The 19,943-nt window shown below is 57.8% G+C and carries 14 protein-coding genes; 8 read left to right on the plus strand and 6 right to left on the minus strand.

Annotated features, from left to right (window positions below):
* Positions 1 to 16: 16 nt before the first annotated feature.
* The 6 genes from CLV58_RS10115 (at position 17) to CLV58_RS10140 (ending at position 7,680) form a co-directional block, all read left to right on the plus strand.
* Positions 17 to 1,477: a RagB/SusD family nutrient uptake outer membrane protein gene (locus CLV58_RS10115; RefSeq protein WP_106137674.1), complete on the plus strand. Its 1,461-nt coding sequence runs from the start codon at positions 17 to 19 to the stop codon at positions 1,475 to 1,477.
* A 63-nt stretch (positions 1,478 to 1,540) separates the two neighbouring features.
* Positions 1,541 to 3,265, plus strand: coding sequence for a tetratricopeptide repeat protein (locus CLV58_RS10120; RefSeq protein WP_106137675.1), 1,725 nt, complete (start codon positions 1,541 to 1,543; stop codon positions 3,263 to 3,265).
* A gap of 90 nt (positions 3,266 to 3,355) precedes the next feature.
* The gene (locus CLV58_RS10125; protein ID WP_106137676.1) at positions 3,356 to 4,234 is read left to right on the plus strand and encodes a DUF1684 domain-containing protein; all 879 of its coding nucleotides are present in this window, start codon (positions 3,356 to 3,358) and stop codon (positions 4,232 to 4,234) included.
* 14 nt (positions 4,235 to 4,248) lie between these two features.
* The gene (locus tag CLV58_RS10130; protein WP_245882295.1) at positions 4,249 to 4,866 is read left to right on the plus strand and encodes a c-type cytochrome; all 618 of its coding nucleotides are present in this window, start codon (positions 4,249 to 4,251) and stop codon (positions 4,864 to 4,866) included.
* Positions 4,867 to 4,981: 115 nt separating this feature from the next.
* Complete coding sequence (gene soxC / locus CLV58_RS10135; protein ID WP_106137677.1) at positions 4,982 to 6,199, plus strand: sulfite dehydrogenase; 1,218 nt, start codon at positions 4,982 to 4,984, stop codon at positions 6,197 to 6,199.
* Positions 6,200 to 6,249: 50 nt separating this feature from the next.
* On the plus strand, positions 6,250 to 7,680 hold the full coding sequence (locus CLV58_RS10140; RefSeq protein ID WP_425443508.1) for a phytoene desaturase family protein: 1,431 nt from the start codon (positions 6,250 to 6,252) through the stop codon (positions 7,678 to 7,680).
* Between the two features lie 22 nt (positions 7,681 to 7,702).
* Here the strand turns inward: CLV58_RS10140 and CLV58_RS10145 are convergent, their stop codons facing one another.
* Together CLV58_RS10145 and porU2 are read right to left on the minus strand one after the other, a co-directional pair.
* Entirely contained in the window at positions 7,703 to 8,968 is a 1,266-nt protein-coding gene (locus CLV58_RS10145) for a hypothetical protein (protein WP_106137679.1), read from the minus strand.
* Positions 8,965 to 12,321, minus strand: coding sequence for a putative type IX secretion system sortase PorU2 (porU2, locus tag CLV58_RS10150; protein WP_106137680.1), 3,357 nt, complete (start codon positions 12,319 to 12,321; stop codon positions 8,965 to 8,967). The genes CLV58_RS10145 and porU2 overlap by 4 nt, the downstream gene beginning before the upstream one ends.
* A gap of 258 nt (positions 12,322 to 12,579) precedes the next feature.
* Between porU2 and CLV58_RS10155 the strand changes: the two genes are divergently transcribed.
* Positions 12,580 to 12,987 (plus strand): PadR family transcriptional regulator, encoded by a 408-nt coding sequence (locus tag CLV58_RS10155; RefSeq protein ID WP_106137681.1) that lies wholly within the window; start codon positions 12,580 to 12,582, stop codon positions 12,985 to 12,987.
* Between the two features lie 22 nt (positions 12,988 to 13,009).
* The gene (locus CLV58_RS10160) at positions 13,010 to 15,532 is read left to right on the plus strand and encodes a PspC domain-containing protein (RefSeq protein ID WP_106137682.1); all 2,523 of its coding nucleotides are present in this window, start codon (positions 13,010 to 13,012) and stop codon (positions 15,530 to 15,532) included.
* Positions 15,533 to 15,619: 87 nt separating this feature from the next.
* Here CLV58_RS10160 and CLV58_RS10165 read toward each other — a convergent pair whose 3' ends face one another.
* From CLV58_RS10165 to CLV58_RS10180, 4 genes are all read right to left on the minus strand, one after another.
* A complete protein-coding gene (locus CLV58_RS10165) occupies positions 15,620 to 16,687 on the minus strand; it encodes an AI-2E family transporter (RefSeq protein WP_106137683.1) in 1,068 nt (355 codons plus the stop codon).
* Positions 16,688 to 16,768: 81 nt separating this feature from the next.
* On the minus strand, positions 16,769 to 18,169 hold the full coding sequence (locus CLV58_RS10170) for an L-serine ammonia-lyase (RefSeq protein ID WP_106137795.1): 1,401 nt from the start codon (positions 18,167 to 18,169) through the stop codon (positions 16,769 to 16,771).
* Between the two features lie 78 nt (positions 18,170 to 18,247).
* Positions 18,248 to 19,012, minus strand: a complete 765-nt coding sequence (locus CLV58_RS10175; protein ID WP_106137684.1) for an oxygenase MpaB family protein — start codon at positions 19,010 to 19,012, stop codon at positions 18,248 to 18,250.
* A 122-nt stretch (positions 19,013 to 19,134) separates the two neighbouring features.
* Positions 19,135 to 19,896, minus strand: coding sequence for an OmpA family protein (locus CLV58_RS10180; protein WP_106137685.1), 762 nt, complete (start codon positions 19,894 to 19,896; stop codon positions 19,135 to 19,137).
* Positions 19,897 to 19,943 lie beyond the last annotated feature (47 nt).

Consider the following 19,943-nt stretch of genomic DNA (forward strand, 5'->3'; position numbering starts at 1 on the left):
CATCGACTAGACAACCATGACGATACAACGAGCTACTTCTTTTGTCCGCCGGTTTAGCGGCTACCTGACCCTAAGCCTGCTGCTGACGGCGACGGCCTGTAACGAAACGAACCTGCTGAACCCCGCGCCCGAAACGGCGGTAAGCGGGGCCAACGCCTTCGATACACCCGACCGCATACTGGGGCTGGTCAACGGAATTTACAAGGCCGTGAAAGGCGTAAACTTCTACGGCGGTAACTACTATACCTACTCGGAAGCACGGGGTGAGGAGTTTATCAACCGAACCAGTAATACGTTTACGGCCTACGAAGCCTGGAACCAGACGCTGAACTCCGGCTCTAACTTCGTGGCGGGTTTCTGGATCGCTGGCTACGCGGCTATCAACAATGCCAACATTCTGATCAAAGGACTGGCCGACAACCCAGGAAAGGTCGATGCTACGCTGGCGAAGCAGTACGTCGCCGAAGCCAAGTTCCTGCGGGCGCTGAGTTACTTCGCGCTCGTCACGGCCTACGCCCGGCCCTACAACGAAAACAAAGGAACCTCGCCGGGGTTGCCGCTAAGGGTACAGGCGGAAACAACGTCTGCCAACAACGACCTGAAACGCAGCTCGGTCGCTGAGGTATACGCGCAGATTATCAAGGATCTGGATGAGGCCGAAGCAGACCTGCCGCTGACGTATTCGACGGCCCTGCTCAATACGACACGTGCCCACCGCAACACGGCCATTGCGCTGAAAACGCGGGTGTACCTAAATACGGGCAACTGGGCGAAAGTGGTCGAGGAAGCCAGAAAGATCGTGTCGACATCGGCGCCGTATGTAGCTTCGACGGGCGTGAATCATCGCTTGCAGAACATTGTCGAGATCTTCACGACCAACTATACCAGTACTGAATCGATCCTGTCGGTGCCGATGACGGAGCTGGACAACGTGACGGGGCAGTCGTCGTTTCCGTACGTGTTCAACGCCAACTCGGAATACAACCTGAACCCAGCCGGTATCTGGGGCGACACTGAGTGGAAATCGACCGACCTGCGCCGGACGTTCGCCCGCACCGCGTCGGGGGTGCAGTTCCTGACCAAGTACAGTAAACCGTCGCCCTTTCTGGATTACATGCCCATCATTCGCTATTCGGAAGTGTTGCTGAACTACGCCGAAGCAGCCGCGCGCACGGGCGATCTGACGCTGGCCACCAACCTGCTGAAAGCCGTTCGGAACCGTTCGGATGCGTCGTACAGCTTCCCCGCCAGTGCACTGTCGACGGAAACGGCGCTGGTCGGTACGATCTGGAAAGAGCGTCGGATCGAGCTGCTGGGCGAAGGGTTCCGCACAAACGATATCGTTCGTAACCTACAGACGTTCCCGGCGAAGTCGAGCAGTTCGAACAGTGCGCCCGCCGTTACCCCGGCCCAGGATAACTACATTTATCCGCTGCCAAACGTAGAGATCATTACCAACAAATTGCTGCTGCAATAACCCCTTAACCGGTGGATAGTTGCATGGCATGCCCAGCGACTATCCACTGACAGACACTACGTTATGGCAAAAAATCGTATTGTTGGCTGGATCGTTACGTTGTGTCTGCTGGCAGGGGTTGCAACGGCCCAGCGGGTGCGGCAGGCCGAACACCAGCACGAAGCGCACGACGGCGAAAGCCACGATCACCTGAATCATATTCTGGAGTATCGAAAAGAAACGGCTTACGTCCACAACCTGCCCGCGCCCCGACTGCTACCGGGCATCGGCTCGTCGACGCTGGCGATTCAGACCAAAGACTCGCTGACGCAGCGGTACTTCCGGCAGGGGGTCGCCCTTTTGCACTGCTTTTGGGATTTTGAAGCGTACCGGGCATTCAAGGAAGCGATCCGGCACGACTCAGCGGCCATCATGCCGTACTGGGGGCTATACAGCGCCATAGGTGCCATCGAAGGAAACGACTTTGCGGCCGATAAAAAGCTGGCACTCCGTAAGCTGAACGCGCTGAAAAAGAACGCATCGGAACATGAGCGCCTGTACGCCGAGGGCATGCTGGCGCGTGATGCCATGGGCGAAACAGGCAAGCGCGACTACCAGCGAAAGTTGGAACTGATCGTCCACAAATTTCCCGACGACCTGGAAGCGAAGCTGTTTCTGGCCCTGAGTAAGATGAGCGGCTACGATCCGGATATGAATCCGCGTGAAGGGCAACTCTACGCAGAATACCTGCTCCGGGATTTGCTGAAAACGTATCCCGACAACGCGGCCGTGCATCATTACTGGATTCACCTGATGGAAAACTGCTGTCCGGAGCAGGCACTGGCTAGTTCGGAGAAGCTACCCACGCTGGCTCCGTCGTCGGGACACATGGTGCACATGCCGGGCCATGTCTACTACAAACTCGGTGACTACAAACGGGCGTACCAGGCGTTTACGGCGGCCGTCCGGGTCGATTCGGCCTATATGAAACAACAGCATATCCCCGAAGTCGACAACTGGAATTACATACACAACATCAACTACCTGCTATCAAACTGTGCTGAAGACGGTCGGTATTCAACCGCGCTGTATTACGCTGAGAAGTTGCAGCATATGCCCGTCACAAAGGAGCGAAAGCAAAAGCATGAGGGGCGTTTTTTTTATCAGGGAATCATTGCTCCCGCCAAAATGGAGTTGTGCTTCGGCTACTACAAGCGGGCGGCCGACCGGCTGGCGGCTATTCAGCTCGACAAAGACAGTTTGTTTACCGGCAAAGCGATTGCTTACAAGCAGGGCCTGTTCTATTTTGCGTCGGGCATGGACGCTGTACAGCGCAATCAGCTCGATGAAGCCCGGCAATACGCGGATGCGCTCGATGCATCGTTATGGCGCAACGAAAATCAGGCCGGCGAAAAAGAGACCATCTCGTCCCGGCGACTGGCCGATCTGAACGTAGCGTCGCTGGAGTTGCAGGGCGTTATCAAAAGCGCCGAGCAGCACTACCCGGAGGCTGTTACGCTGCTGGAAAAGGCGGTTCAGAAAGAACACGAACTGGGTTACAGCGAACCGCCAACCTACGCCCGTCCGGTGCTTATCAGTCTGGCCGAAACGCATCTGAAAGCCAGGCAGTACGAGAAAGCCATTACGGCCTACAAAGCACTGCTGGAACGGCATCCTAACACCGCCAACGGGTACTGGGGGCTGTATAAGGTCTATAAACAGAAGGGCGACACGGCGAAAAGCCGGGAATATGCGCAGTTACTCGACTCCGTTACGCAACCCGACGCTGCCGAACTTTTTCCGCGTTAGGGGATGCTAACTGCGTGTCGATGAGATGGTTTAGGTGAAAAGTAGTCAAGGCATAAAGTCAAACAAGTCACACACAAACAAACACATGCAATGAGAGCATTACACCAATCAATCGCGATTCTGCTGGCGCTCTTGCCAGCGCTGGCGTTCACGGCCGATACGCCTTACGAAGAAAGTATCCGGGACTGGCAGAAGAAACGAATCGAAGGCCTGAAAAGCGAAAACGGCTGGCTGAATCTGGCGGGTCTGTTCTGGCTGAAAGAAGGTGAAAATACATTGGGCAGCAGCGATAAAAACAGCATCGTTTTCCCGTCCGACCACAGTAAAGCATCACTGGGTAAGCTGACGCTAAAGAACGGCACCGTTACGTTCGACGCAGCCCCTAACGCGGCTGTATCGGTGGCCGGGCAGCCGGTGACGCGGCAGGAGGTGTTCCCATACACCAAACCGGTGGTGCTGGAACATCAGTCGCTGCGCTGGTTCATCATCAAACGGGGCGACAAATACGCCGTGCGGCTGCGCGATCTGGAAAGCCCGGAGGTGAAAGCGTTTGCCGGCATTCCCACGTTCCCCATCAACGAACAATGGCGCGTGAAAGCGACGTTCGTACCGACGACCGGCGAAAAAATCGGCATTGTCGACATCACGGGTCGGGCGTCGCAGGAAGATTCACCCGGTCGGCTAGTGTTCACTATTGACGGAAAAGAACAGGTGCTTATTCCGACGGGTACCGCCGAACATCTGTTCGTGGTCTTCGCCGATCAGACGACCCGGCACGAGACTTATGGCGGGGGGCGTTTTCTGGACCTGAAAGGACCCGACGCCAACGGACTTGTCGACCTGGATTTCAACAAAGCCTACAACCCGCCCTGCGCCTTTACGCCCTACGCCACCTGCCCGACCCCGCCGAAAGAAAACCGCCTGACGGTAGCCATTCGGGCCGGTGAGCAGTACAAAGGCGATCACTAAGCCGCTCGCTGCTGATGACGAACAGAACATGCTGGCGTGCTGGTTTCCTGCTGGGTGTGGTTGGGTTGATGGCTGGTTTTCGCCCAACGACAGGCCCCCCGCTGACCTCCTCCGCGCAAACCCATTCGCTGGACACTATACCCGCGCCCGCCAGATTCGGTTTTGGTCGACCAGCTACGACGGCTGAACTAACCCGGCTGGACATCGACGTGCGGCCCGACGGGAAGGGGCTACCGGCGGGGGCTGGAACGGCCGAACGAGGTAAGGCTATCTTCGCGACCAAATGTGCCACCTGTCACGGTGTTGGAGGAACGGGCGGTCTCGGTGGGGCACTGGTAACGACGACGATGACTACGACTGGTGTCGCGGGCAAACGACCCGAGAAAACCATCGGTAATTATTGGCCCTATGCGACGACGGTCTTCGACTACGTCCGCCGGGCCATGCCGTTCAACGAGCCCGGTTCGCTAACCGACGAGGAGGTCTACCACCTGACCGCCTACCTGCTCCATGCCAACGGCATCATCGACGAGAAAGCGACTATCACCGCGCAGACCTTGCCAACGGTGGTGATGCCTGCCCAGACATTATTTATCCCGGACGACCGACGCGGTGGCTCCGAAATCCGGTAACAGACAAAATTTTTGACAGGATTACAGCCGGGCCGCGCCACGGTGGCCGCCGGGCGGATTTACAAGTTTTTATTGATCCGCCCTAAACCTGTAAATCCTGTCAAAACCCTTTTCTATGAAAAAAGTAAATCGTCGGACATGGCTGAGTGGGGCTGCTACGGCCGCTGTTGCCATTGCGCAGACGGCTACGGCCAAAGCGGTGCAGGTGGGTGTCCCGATAGACCAGCTCTGGGCCGATGACCCAACCAAGCAGCCGGGTGGCGCTCCACCGGGTCAGGTTGGAACGCGGTCGCCGTTTGAGAAGCTGGTGAAAAATCCGTCGGATATTTCGTCGCGTACGCCGTTACAGGACCTGCACGGTATCCTGACACCATCTGACCTCCACTTCGAGCGGCACCACAATGGCGTTCCCGCCATCGATCCGGCGAAGCACGAACTGCTGATTCACGGCATGGTCGATAAACCGCTCGTGGTTACGCTAGCCGACCTGAAACGCTTTCCGTCGGTGTCGCACATCGCCTTTCTGGAATGCTCCGGCAACTTCCGAACGGGCAAGGAAACGCTGAGTCCACAGGATATTTGCGGTCTGACGAGCCAGAGCGAGTGGACGGGCGTATCGCTGGCGACGTTATTTCGGGAAGTCGGTGTCAGACCCGGTGCAAGCTGGTTTCTGGCCGAAGGGGGCGACGCGGCCCTGATGACGCGGAGCATACCGGTGCAAAAAGGATGGGACGATGCCATCATTGCCTACGCCCAAAACGGTGAAGCGTTACGGCCTGAGCAGGGCTATCCAGTACGGCTGTTTCTGCCCGGTTGGGAAGGAAATACCAGTGTCAAATGGCTGCGTCGAATCGAACTCGGTGATGCGCCCTGGCAAACCCGTGAAGAAACGTCGAAATACACGGAAGCCGTCGGTGATGGAAAAATCCGGCAGTTCAGCTTCGACATCGACGCCCGGTCGATCATCACGTTTCCGGCCTATCCGGCCCCCGTGCAGCGGGGCTGGATCGAAATTCGGGGCCTGGCTTGGAGTGGTCGGGGGACTATCGAGCGGGTCGAGATCAGTACCGACGCGGGGAAAAGCTGGCAGGTAGCCACGCTGCAACAGCCGGTACTTGATAAAGCGCACACCCGCTTCCGCCTGCTCTGGCACTGGAACGGCGATGAGACCGAAATCATGAGCCGGGCTGTCGACAGTACGGGTTATGTCCAGCCTACATACCGGCAACTGCTCGATGCGCGGGGGGGCAACAGTGGCTACCACATGAACCCTATAACCGCCTGGCAAATCAAACGGGACGGTCGCGTGCTACACCGGCCCGAAATACGCTAACCCTGTTTGCACGACTGGCTTTGTCGCGTGCGTACCGTCACTAAATACACCTGATTTTGAGTCAATCAACATACGATGCGGTCGTCGTGGGGGCGGGGCCGAACGGGCTGGCTGCGGCCATCACTCTACAACGGTCGGGGCTTTCGGTACTCCTTGTCGAAGGTAAAGAAACGGTCGGGGGTGGGCTGCGGTCGGCAGAGCTGACCCTGCCCGGCTTCCGGCACGACATCGGCTCGGCCATTCACCCGATGGCGGTTGGGTCGCCCTTCTTTCAATCCGTACCGCTGGCCGACTTCGGGTTGCGGTTTGTCAATCCACCCGTTGCCGCTGCGCACCCAGTCGATGGTGGCCGGGCAGCGGCCTTACAGGGTACGGTTGCGAATACCGCCCGGTCGCTGGGAGCCGACGAACAAGTCTACCGCGACCTGCTGGAACCGCTGGTCGACCGCTGGCCGGGGCTGGCTCCCGACGTACTGGGGCCGCTGGGTCTGCCAAAGCATCCCCTTGACTTTGCCGCCTTCGGCCTGAACGCCATTCAGCCCATCACTGTACTGGCGAAGCGATTTCAAACGCCCGAAGCCCGTGGCCTGCTGGCGGGCATGGCGGCTCACGCAACACTACCGCTGACGAATCTGACGACCTCGGCTATTGCGCTGGTGCTCATGACCATGGGCCACCGGCATAACTGGCCCATACCGATCGGTGGCTCCGGGGCCATTGCCCAGGCGATGGCAGCTTATTTTCAATCCCTCGGCGGTACGATCATTACCAACTGGCCGGTACGCTCACTGGCGGAACTTCCCCCCGCCCGTGCCGTACTGCTCGACGTGACGCCCCGGCAACTGCTGGCGCTGGCCGGCGACCGCTTTTCGACGCTGTACCGGCGTCAACTGGCGCGATTCCGATACGGGATGGGCGTTTTTAAAGTTGACTGGGCGCTCGACGGTCCGATTCCTTTTACGGCATCGGCCTGTCGGCAGGCGGGCACGGTGCATCTCGGGGGGACGCTGGACGAAATCCGGCAGGCCGAGCAGCAGACCGCAGCCGGCAATCACCCCGACCGGCCATTCGTTCTGCTTGCCCAGCAAAGCCTGTTCGACGACAGTCGTGCCCCCACCGGGAAGCATACCGCCTGGGCGTACTGCCACGTCCCGAACGGCTCGACGCTGGACCGTACCGATGCGATCGAACGGCAGATCGAACGGTTTGCGCCCGGCTTCCGCGATCAGATTCTGGCGCGCCATACGTTGAACACGACCCAACTGGAAACGTATAACCCGAACTTCGTCGGGGGCGACATCAACGGCGGTCGACTCGATATCACCCAGCTCTTCACGCGCCCCGTTCTGTCGCTGTCGCCCTACAATACATCGGCAAAGGGTATTTACGTCTGTTCCTCATCGACGCCACCGGGTAGTGGTGTACATGGCATGTGCGGCTTCCACGCAGCTAACCGGGTACTGGCCGACTTGTTTACCTAACCAAACGCGGCCTGAGAAAGCATTAATGCGAAAACTGGCCCGGTGGAGAACAGGGATTGTTTGGGGGAGCGTGTTGCTCGCTAAACGGCAGGATACGGTTCAGCTTGCGGCTCATATCGGCCTGGGGTAGGAGTTGAAGCCAGGAGCAGAACAGGAGAGCGATCCAGACGGGCAGAACCAGACGACGCAGGTGGTGCGATGCACTGACCCAAAGCAGCGTAGCCGATAACAGGCAAAAGGTAGCAGGGGCCATGAGCCGCAGATTCGGGCCGCTAAACGGACTGACAGTGCGCAACGCAAACAGCACAAGAAGATAGGTGACCCCGGTCAGGATAAACAACCGGCTGAGTGCACCGAGCGGGGGCGCTGATTCCTGTATGCGGGTATGCCTACGCCAGCGGGCGTATAAACCGACGGATAAAAAAGTTTGTAGCCCCGTACCCAACCAGGTTAGTCCGGTCGGCTGGTTCGGCGTAAAATGCCGGATGAGCAAAAGTTCATTCAGCAACGATTGCCCGAATAAGTGAGCCAAAACGGGGGCGGGCTCGGTAGCCAGAAAGCGTTCGCCCCCGAACGGCGATCCTGATAGCTGGTTGTTCAGGTAAAAATAAGCGCGAAAGCCTGTCAGGGCTGCCAGTGAACAGATCAACAGCCACACCAGTGCGCCCTGCCCAAATGTGAGCCGCAGAGTACGTTCCAGCCGTTGGCGGTTTAGCCTGCTTAGGCCCGTCAGTAGCAGCGTCGTCAGGACAACGTAAACACCGACATAGCGGAGAAGGAATAAGGCACAGCTCACCAGAAACAGGCGGACTGTATGCCACCGCGTAGGTTCGGGCAGAAAGCGAAACAGGCACCACACCCACTCCGCCAGCACGACCAGAAAGACCGTCTCGGACCAGGTCGACGCCAGTATTTTAAGGAAACCGCCCAGCCACCAGACCGATAGCAGCCAAAGGGTCCGGGTAGTGCCAATTCGGTACTGCCAGGCAATCGCCGACAGACTAACCGCCAGCACGTTGACCAGTTTTGACGCCCACAGCACGGAAAGGTTTGTCAGAAACGACGATAGCACAATCAGGATGGAGTAGCCGATGGGAAAAATACCGTTCCAAACCAGTTGTCCGTTGTTGCTGATGACGTAGCCCTGTCCGTTGAGCAGGTTCGTCGCTGATTGTAGGTAATAGCCTGAGTCGACGGTAGTAAATCGGTTGGGGTTGACGACGCACAACCCGAGAATCAGGCCACCGGTAACCAGAAGTAGGAGCGTCAGTTGGAGTGGTCGGTTCATGGCGAGTGGATAAGGCGGCCCGACAAGGGTACCGTAGTTGTGGGTAAGCCGGTAGCGTCGATCTGATACAGATACAAACCGGCCGGTAACGGATTGCCAGCGTCATCGTTGCCGTCCCACGTCCACTCGTTCAGGCCAATACGCCCCGGTATCGATACGGTTCGCACTGCATGACCCGCTACATCATACAGCCGCAGGGTCAACCGGGCGGGTGGGATTTGACCGGTCAGGACGAGCGACAGGCGGATTTGCCGACTAAATGGGTTGGGGTAGGCCGTTACGGAGCGGAGTTCGGACCGATTGTATACCGTGAACTGAATCTGATACGGAGCCGCCTGATTGCCGCTCAGATCACTGCCGCGCACCGCAAACGTGTAGGTACCATCGGGCAGCGGGGTGGCGGGCTGGTACTGGAGTCGAAACGCATTGTCGGTACCGGCAGCGGTCCAGCTTGTTCCGGGGCCACGCAGACTCAGCCGCTCGTAGGGGCAGGGCGAATTTGCACAGGGTCGTTGCAGGTACAGTTCCAGATTAGTTGTGTCCGAGCGGAGCAGGCGGCTGTTGTCATCCTGAAGCAGTACGTCGATGCGGGGCTGGGGGGCAACGATGGCATCGTCGCTGATGTGTTGCCCGTCGAACGCAACGTCGAGGGTAGGCGCGACCACGTCCGGTGGAAAGGGCAGGGCGTCGAGCGATCCGGCCGAACTGATCTCGGCTTTGTTGTTCGTTTCGATCCGTTCGGGGATGCGGTCGTCGGGGTCGAGTAGCAACTCGAAGAAGGCTGGTCCGGTAGCGGTTTTGTCGTTGGGTACTGTCCAGCGGAGCGTGTCGGCGTAGAGCGGGGCCGCCTGCGCAAGGCGGTAGTCCCGCACCAACTGGCCCGCTGCCGTATACCGTCGAATGCGGACCGTAAGCGGTCGGTTCGTCGTGCGTCCGTAGTTGGCAACAATGCCTGTCAGCACCACGGAGTCGGAACGGACGGTCAGCGAATCGCCCCGGCTGTCGGTCACGCGCAGGCTACGAGGCAGGAAAGCGAAGTCGGGCTGAGCGAACGGAAAAACAGCCACGGCCGGGTCGCCCTGCAACGTCATCTGCTGCGCCGTCGTGGCGGTATAAATGGTGTTGCTCGCCCGCAGGTAACGCCGGATGGCTTCGCGCTGCACCAGTCCAACGGGTCGGGTCACAAACTGACTGTCAGCCAGCAGACTATACAATTGATCGGCGTAGGTTTTGAGGGCAAAGGGGAAGCCAATGTGCGTGTGCGCCAGAAACAGGATTGCCCCTCGGTCGGGCGTCAGTATCCAGTCGGTACCAAAGGTAGATCGGCCAAAATAGAAATTGCCGGCTGCACAGCCGTTGGCGAACAGAAACGGATACCGCCCTTTGTTACGATACCCGAGCCGGTCGTCGCTGACGAAGCTGATGTCGATATCGGAGACGGCGAGGCTGGAATGGCCGAACATGGAAATCATGCCTGTGCCTTTGTTGACCATATCCGCGATTTGTAGGATTTCTACCGGATCGTTCGTCCGTTTGGATACGGTCGTAACCCGACTGCCGACGTACGATTGTTCGATCACTCCTTTGAAATCATCGACATAACTCCGGAATGTCTGTAACTCGGCGGGAGTACGCCCACCACTCAGGTGCAGACTGTTTTTGCGCCAGAGAGCGGGTTCGTCCAGCAATTCGTGGGCCTGTACTTTCGCCAGATAATCGAGCACTGACGGCGACCGGATGGCGTTCAGCCGACCGATGGGCAGGGCCGGTACGTTGGCGGGTTCACCGTTCAGTCCTTCTACCAGCCCCAGGTCGGAACCCGGCCAGCCGATGTTGGGAATCAGGTCGAGCAGCGGGCCACTGGCGTTTTTGCGGATGCTCTGCGGGTCGCGCGACTGCCCGATCAGGAACATAAATTTGGGGCCCGCTCCGCCGGAAAGCATGTAAGCGGCAAACCGGCGAATCGCCAGCGGGTGCCGCTCGCCGTAGCTAAACTGATCGAACAACTCCCCGATGTTCACCGTCAGTGTGTCGTAACTGCCGCCCGCCAGCGACGCCCGGTAAGCCGCGTAGGTTTGCACCGGGTCGGCTATGGTACCCACCGGCTGTCGGAGCAACGGATGCGTGACGATGAGGTAGTTGTGTCGCGCTGGCGTGATCTGGCGGAAGCGGACAGGAAGCAGCGTCGGTACCGATCGCGGCTGGTGGCTGACAAACAAGGATCGGCCTGTCTGCGTAGCCCGAACGATACCCCGCCAGTGATCGGTCGTATTACTGCCGATCAGGGTTACTGCGTCGGGGTTGCTAATGTCAAGGATGGGCGTACTGGCGGGCAGACTGGTCAGATCGAGCAGGCTGCGCCCGGTGGAATCTGTCTGCAGTTGAAGCCATTGATTCGTTTGACCAGGCACCGAAATACGCTGCGGATACCGCAGGCTCAGATACGATACAGAGGCCTCTTCGCTGGTCTCACCCGGTTGCGCCGTCAACACGACCGAACCGGTTGCCGACAGATCAGATGAAAAAAGCTCGGTGTCAAAGCGGCTCGTCGCGTAGTCGTCGTACGTAACCGCGCCCAGTGCGCGTAATGAACCCGCTGTTGCGCCGGCGCTGAACGCCATGCGGTGGGGCGTTGGCGTACGACCCACCACCAGCCAACTGGCGCGTGGCCTGACACCGGCGGCACTCGCGTAATCAATCAGGTTGACTAGCTGATCGTAGCGGTCAGCCGGTCTGAGAATTGGGCCTGTCCAGCCTTCGCCGGTGTCGTAGCTACTCAGGATAGCGCCGTTACCCGCATTGGCACCAAGGGGATAGATGGTTCCGGTGGGGTATGTCTGCGTGAATACGCGCCGTTCTTCAGCCCAGTGCCAGCTCTCGGCCGTTAAACCGGTTTCGTCGCTGTCTGTGTAGCTGGCCATGCGCTTACCGCTTTTGCCGTCGAGCCGATAGGTCAGAAAATAAGCCGTCGTGTCGCTGAACAGACTGTAGTAGGGGTGGGGCATGGCGCTGGCCGGCCGATACAGCAGCGAGTCGGGCGCGCCATCGTTCCCCTGGCCGTAGAAGTCGATGTAATCGTCGGCGTCCAGACGACCATCAGTTTGACCGGCAACGAAAATGGCCTGTTCGGTACCCCGGTGGAAAAGCTGAATGGCAGTCGGATCGATCGTTGACACGGGCCAGCCAGCCCGTTGCAGGTCGGCCGGTGTGATGCGATACAAACCCGGCTGAACCACCGGAATCTTCAGGTACGACTGGGTATAGACAATCCATTCATTCCCCGCTCGCGGTGACTGCCCCCAGCCGAACCGGGTGATCAACAACAGTATGAAGGTCAGGTAGGTGTGGTGCATAGAGACAACGTGCCTGACTATGTACACACTTCATGCCGGGTTCTTTACCGACAAACCATTCGGCCCACGATCATTACCGCTTATCCTGAAAACAAGGTTAATTTTATAAGGTACTTTGCATTGCATAGTACCTTATGTATATATTTGTCTTATCAAGATTGAATGAGTGAATGACTGAGTGATCGAATGGCCAGGTGCCTGATCAATTTCGTCGTTCCCGCATTCACTCAACCACTCACTCATTTACATACCGTCGCTATGAATATAGAAAACGCGCAGGTGCAGATGCGGAAGGGAATTCTGGAATTCTGCATTCTTCACATCATATCGCGGGGCGAAGTGTATGCCTCCGATATGCTCGACGAGCTAACGTCGGCCCGGATCATGGTCGTGGAAGGTACGCTCTATCCGCTACTGACCCGGTTGAAAAATGCCGGACTGCTCGACTACAAGTGGGTCGAATCGACGTCCGGGCCACCGCGAAAATACTACCTGCTGACCGATCTGGGGCGCACCTCACTGGAAGCCCTCAACGACACCTGGCAGGAACTGGCCGAATCCGTCAACGCCATTGTCAGTAAAACGGATCAGCACAAAAAACCGGGCAACGGTGCCGTATCGGTGGAACTGCCGGGCTCGCCAATCACTCCTTCGTCCAACGCTTGACCTCCCCTTTCTGTAAAACGCCATGAAAAAGACAATCAGCATCAACATCAGCGGGGTGATCTTCCACATCGAGGAGGATGGCTACGACAAGCTGAAACACTATTTATCATCGGTACAACAGTATTTCTCGACCTACGAAGACAGTCAGGAAATCGTCACCGACATCGAAAACCGGATCGCCGAAAAGCTGCTGGCCAAGCTGAAAGCCGCCGATAAGCAGGCCGTATCGCTTGAAGACGTCAACGAACTGGTAGCGGCCATGGGCTCCGTCGCCGACTTCGAAGCGGTCGAAGAAGAAGAAGTCCTCGTGACGACGGGTGGCCGTAACTCGACCGGTGGCAGCCGTCAGGTGCCGCCGGTGGGGGCTACGTCGTCGGGCAGCAGCACCGCATCGGGTACGGTTCCGCCAGCGGGCGACTATGCGGGTCCGCGCCGGCTGGTGCGCGACCTGCGCCGGAAAACGCTGGGTGGGGTAGCCGCTGGTCTGGCCCACTACTTCAGCGTCGACGTCGTCTGGATTCGTCTGTTGTTTGTCGCGCTAGTCGTTGGTTTCCCGACGCTGGCCGGTGTCTCGGGTAGTGATGGTGAATTTTCCGGAACACTATCAGGATTTACGGTACTGATATACATCGCCATGTGGATTGCGCTGCCGGGCTCGGTCGGTATCGAGGAAGACAAAACCAAGAAGAAGTTTTTCCGGAACCCCGACGACAAAGTGCTGGGCGGGGTAGCGTCGGGTATTGCGGCTTATTTCGGGGTCGACCCCGGTGTGGTGCGGTTGCTGTTCGTGCTCGGAATCGTGTTCTTCGGCGTCGGCTTCCTGTTCTACATCGTCCTCTGGATCATCTCACCGGCGGCCAATACCGTGACGGAAAAAATGGAGATGCAGGGGCAGCCGATTACGCTCTACAACATCGAAAACAGCATCAAACAGAGCCTGAACATCAACGATACGCCGAATAGCGAAAGCAGTATGACGCGCATATTGCTGTTTCCCTTCCGGGCCGTAGCCATGATTCTGAAGGGGTTGGGCAACGCACTGGGACCGTTTCTGAACGGCATAGTGGCTCTGATTCGCGTGACGGCCGGTATCATTCTGTTGCTGCTGGGCTTCGCACTGATGATTGCCTGTCTGGCATTCCTGGGTGCCGCCATCGGCCTGAACACGGTGCAAACGGGTAATTTTCCCTTCGAGATGATCCGCAACGACATCACCATGCCGATGGTCCTGTCGGGTGTCGTGGCCGGACTCATTCCTGCCTTCGGGCTGGCGGTGCTGGGCATCATGCTCATCACGACCCGTCCGTTCATCGGTAGTCGGGTAGCCCTGTCGCTGGCGGGGGTGTGGCTGCTGGCCCTGGTTGTCTTCGGGGGTACGATCACGCCGGTGATCAGCAGTTTCCAGCGCCGGGGTAGTGTCGAGCAGACGGCTACGCTGAACGTAGCAGGTCGTGTAGTGACCTTCGCCATGGAAGATTCAGACGCTGACTGGAAACCGTCGATTGAACTCGAAGGCTATAACGGCACCGCCATTCAACTGGTGAAACACTACCGGTCGCAGGGAAGCAACCGGGACGAGGCCAAAGCCAACGCGCTGCAACTGCGCTACCAGTATACGGTGCAGGACTCGACGGTGCGGTTCGATGATGGGGTGTCGCTCGCACCCGGAGCCAGCTTCCGTGGGCAGAATCTGAACATAACGATGAAAATTCCCTACGGCAAACCGTTCCGCATGACGGAAGCCTTTGCGCACTTCATCCGTAATGAATTCGGCAGCAAGGAAATCGACCGGATGGAAACCAGTGTGTGGGTGTTCACCAAAGAAGAAGGGCTGACCTGCCTGAACTTCCCCCGCGAGCTAAACACTACCTATTACAATGATGATAGCGACGTGACCGACCTGACCGACGAGGTACAAAGTGCAGTTGCCAATGAACTGGGTGACGACTTTGAGGCCATTGGCGATCATACCCGTCAGTTCACCGTTGGCGAGTTTTCGAAGGTCAACGTAAGTGGCGCATTCGTCGTTCGTTTCCGCAAGGGGGATCAATACAAGGTCGTCGCCGACGGGAGCGAAGAGGATCTGGACGAAGTCGAGGTAGACGTGGATGGCGAAACGGCCAATGTGTCGATGAAGAAAACCGGTATGTTCGACTGGAAAAACCGGAAGCGTATCGGCCTGACGATTACCGTGCCGTCGATCGACAAACTGGAACTGGCGGGTGCCTCGAAAGCAAACCTGGCTGGATTCGATCGCTACGACAACCTGGAGATTTCGATGAGTGGTGCCTGCCGGACCGTATTTGACGGAACCGTACAGGATCTGTCAGTCGATCTGTCGGGTGCATCGAATCTCGTACTACGGGGCACAGCCACCAAGCTCGACGCGGAACTAAGTGGAGCCAGCAAAATCGACGCCGAATCAATGCAGGTCAGCACGGCCACTGTCGACGCCAGTGGGGCCAGCCACGTCAGTCTGGGGAACGTTACCAACCTCAACTCCAACGCGTCTGGCGCCAGCAAAGTAACGCGGCAGAACGATTAGTGATTGAATGAAAGAATGATTGAGTGCTTGAATGGTGGCATGCGTCAGCCTATTCAATCACTCAATCATTCTTTCATTCAATCCTTATCAAACCTCCCGCTGGGCTTCGCGCTGGGTTTCCAGTTTGTCGCGGACGACTTCTTTTTCCTGCCGTCGGTTTTCACGCTCGAAGACCTTGATGAGTACGATGAAATAGGAGAGGATCAGTGGGCCTACGACCAGACCCAGAATACCGAAGATCGGTACACCCAGCACGATGCCAGCCAGTGTAATCCAGGGGTGAATATCGCCCATGCGTTTGGCCAGTGCGATCCGTAGCAGGTTGTCGATATTGATGATGACGATCGTACCAACGACCAGAATGCCAATACCCTGCGCCGTATTCCCTTCCGACAGCTGAATCAACCCCGCTGGTGCCCAGATGATGGGCGTGCCAAGGACGGGGATAAAGGCCATGAAGAAGGAAACAACCCCCCAGAACGGCGCGTCGGGTACACCAAAAATCCACAGCGTCAGTCCCGTCAGCGCGCCCTGCACCAGACAAACCAGTGCCTGCCCCAGTACGTTGGCGTTGACGTTGTTTTTCAGCGATTCGCCCAGTTCTTTCTGCGTATCGTTCTTGAAGGGCAGGTAGCGTTGTAGACCGCCCTCAAAGTCTTCCTTCTGGGTAAACATATACCACATCGTGAAGAACATCAGCCCGATGATTACGATAAAGTCCAGCGTACTACCCGCGATAGAAGGCAACAGTTGACTGGCGTAGGTGCCCGCCTGCGACAGTGCCGTGCGGATATTCTGCTGACTGGTGATCTCGTAGCCCGTAAGGTCTTCGAGTTTTTTTGCCAGTGCCAGAATCTGATCGCTATGCTGAATGTAGTACTGAATCCGACCGATCAACAACAGGCTGAGCGTCAGAAACGGCAGGATGATGACCAGCAGCGAAAACAGGATCAGTAGCGTAACGACCAGCGACCGGTTCCAGCCGCGCTTGATGGCCAGTGCGTTGAACCAGGGTAGCAGCACGACATACAGAATGCCTGCACCGATGAAAGCAGAGATGTAGCCACTAAGGCCGAAAATGATAAACCCGCCCAGGATAACCAGGGCGGTGATGAGCAGCACCCGCTGCTGTTTGGTTGTGTATACGTTAACCATGGGAGAAGGTAGTTGGTCGTATCGAAACGTATACGACCTAACCTGCTTCCACCCCACAATTGTTTTAAGATGCCGTTAAGCTCAGCATTCGGTGGCGCTCAGGGCTAGCCCGGCCTCTGAGGTTTCCTTGTACTTGGTCGACATGTCGCGGCCGGTTGCTTTCATGACTTTGATGACCGCATCGAGGGAAATCTTCTGCTTGCTGGCCGAGCCTGCCGTTGCCAGCAAAAAGGCGTTGTAGGCTTTGACGGCCCCCATTGCGTTCCGCTCGATGCACGGAATCTGTACGTACCCGCCGATGGGATCGCAGGTCATGCCCAGGTGGTGTTCGATGGCGATTTCGGCGGACGCTTCGATGGCGCTGATCGAGCCGGTTGGCTGGGCGCAGCGCGTCAGAAAAGCCGCCCCCATTGCCGACGCCGTACCGATCTCACCCATGCAGCCCATTTCGGCCCCGGAGATGCTGGCGTTGTGCTTGACCAGAAAGCCGATGACAGCTGCTGCCAGCATGCCACTGCGCAGCGTCGCCTTATCGTAGTGAAACTGATGCTTGGCCAGGTACGTCAGCCCCGGAATGACGCCCGACGCCCCCGATGTGGGGGCCGTAACGACGATGCCGCCGGCTGCGTTTTCTTCCGACGCGGCCAGACAGTAAGCGTTCAGGAAAATGAGGAAACTGTCGGAGCGGAGGGCTGGTCCTAACTGCCCCATGCCTTTCGCCTGCTGGTACAACTGGGGCGCTTTCCGACTAAGCTTGATCGAGCCGGGTAGCGTACCACTATGGCGCAGCCCCCGCCGGACGGCCTTGTGCATGTAGTCGAGCAGTTGATCGATGCGGTGGTTGACGTCGCTGCGTGTTCGGCCGGTCAGGGCCATTTCGTTGGCCATCAGCAGGGCATCGAGCGTTATCGCGTGTTTGGTGAGTTGCCCCTTTAGCTCGGTCATGGTCCCGTACGGATACGGCACCGATACGCTGGCCGGATCGACGGTGGGTTCGCCTTTGCGGATGATGAAGCCCCCGCCGATCGAATAATATTCTTCACTGTACAGTGTCTCGCCCTGCTGGGTCAGGCGCAACACCATCGTGTTGTGGTACGGCGACTCGTAGCGGACGCGCTCGAACCGAATGTGTTCCGGTCGTAGCTGAACGGTGTACGGGCCAACCGGGAGCGCATAGCTGACCGTTGGGTCACGAAGCAGGTTGAGCAGGGCGGCCGGATCGGTGGTTTCGGGTTGCCAGCCCAGCAGCCCGGCAACGACGGCCCGGTCGGTACCGTGACCTTTTCCCGTGGCGCTCAGTGATCCGTACAGATGTACCTGAACGGCGTCGGCACGATGTTGCAGGTCGTCGGGTAAGGTAGCGAGTCGTTCGCGGAAATCGAACGCGGCTTTCATGGGGCCAATCGTGTGCGAACTCGACGGGCCCGGACCAATTTTGAACAGGTCAAAAATGGACGTGGTAATGGGGTTAACAGGAAGCATGTTGATGAAGGTCAGCGCGGTAAAGGTAACGATTACTGGCTCTGTTTGGCTCAACAGTACCTTGCCAGTTGAGACGAGCTACCTGACTGGCTGGTCGAGCCCCTGAATTTGCGCCAGGTATTCCGTTGGCAGCAGAATCCGCTGCACGACCGATCGGAGTTTGAACGCATTTAGCAGTTTATACAGACTGATGCTGTGCGGCAGGATCGGGTCGGGGGTAAGTGCCAGCGGGCTCCGGACCTGCTCCGGCACCAGAATCGACTGCACGCGCCGAAGCAGGTTGTAGCGCCATGTGCCGAGCTGTTCGTGATACCGTTGAAAGAGTCGGTCGGTGTAGTCGCTTCGTAGCAGATCATTGTCCAGGTGCTTTCGCCGGTCGACCTGCCAGTCGGCGTAGGTAACAGGCAGATCGGGTACGCCCATGCCAGCCCCTACGGCGCGAAACGTCGTAAACAGTTCTTCCCGCTCGGGATCGGTCAGGGGGCGGTGCAGCAGTTGATAGGCCCGCTCCGAGTAATCGATCAGCATGTACAGTACGTCGCGGTAGGCCCAATCCGGGATGCTGTATCCCCGGTTCTGCTCGACGCCTTTGTGAATCGTATGCATCCGGGCAATGGCCTGTCGGGCGCGGTCGTCGGGCGCAAACACGATTTCCTGCGCGTAGCGAACCGTCGAAAACAGCCGGGCAATGGGATCGGCGGGGAGCCGGCCCGTAAAAAACAGCCAGTCGACGGCTTTGTTGAGCGCGAACTCAGCCGCCGACCCAGCGAAGATCAACAGAATCACGTCGGCATCGCCCCAGATTCGGCGAACGACCGAGCTAGGCCGGACGAAGTAGTGCATAGCAGCGTTTACGGTTTACGGTATGCAGTTTACGGTTTTCAGTGAACGCCTGTCCGGTTAGCCGGCGAGGAGCATGTCTGCCGCTGACCGTATACCGAAAAACTGAAAACCATAAACCGACATTACATCGCCAGTACAACGAATTCGACGCGCCGGTTCTTTTGTTTGTTGGCTTCGGAATCGTTGGGGGCCACCGGCTGGGTATCGCCAAAGCCGTGGGCCTGTAACCGGTTTTCAGCGATGCCGTGCCGCATCAGATACGCCCGGATGACGCTGGCTCGGTTTTCGGAAAGGGCCTGGTTGAGTCGTTTGTCGCCCACATTATCGGTATGGCCCGCCACCAGAATGATTAGCTGGGGACTGGTTCGCAACGTCTTGACCAGCTTGTCGAGTTGCGGGTATGACTCGGGGCGCAACGTGTAGGTACTTTGTTCGAAGTAGACGTTGTCGAGCTGAATGGCCTGATTGATCGCCAGATTACGAAATACCGTGTCGGCTTTGGCCGTCTCGCTGGCTTTCGCTGGAGTCAGTAGTGGCTGCTTCTGGGCTTTCGGGTCGAGTTTGATTACGTACTCGTAGTCGTGGCAGGTATCGCAGGAAACGACCATCAGTTCTTCCGCGTCGAAATAGCCGGGGGCCTTAGCCAGTACGTTGATCGTGTCGGTCTGCGTCAGGATAAAATCGAACAGGGTGGTGCGGGGGCTGGAATACGTTTTGCGGGCTTGGATCGCCGTCACCGAAAACTGCGCCGACACTGTAGCCGACGTCCGACTGTCGACTGCCTTGAGGGTAAAGAGCGTTCGCTGTGGCTTTTTGGGCGCTACTACCTGTCCGTAAACAGGCAGGAGCAGGAAGGATAGTACAAGGACTAATAACAGGCGCATAGCGGAGGATGGGAGAATACGTACGACAAATTTATCAAATTGAATGC

Origin of the sequence: Spirosoma oryzae (assembly GCF_003002825.1) — a bacterium.
GTDB classification, from domain to species: domain Bacteria; phylum Bacteroidota; class Bacteroidia; order Cytophagales; family Spirosomataceae; genus Spirosoma; species Spirosoma oryzae.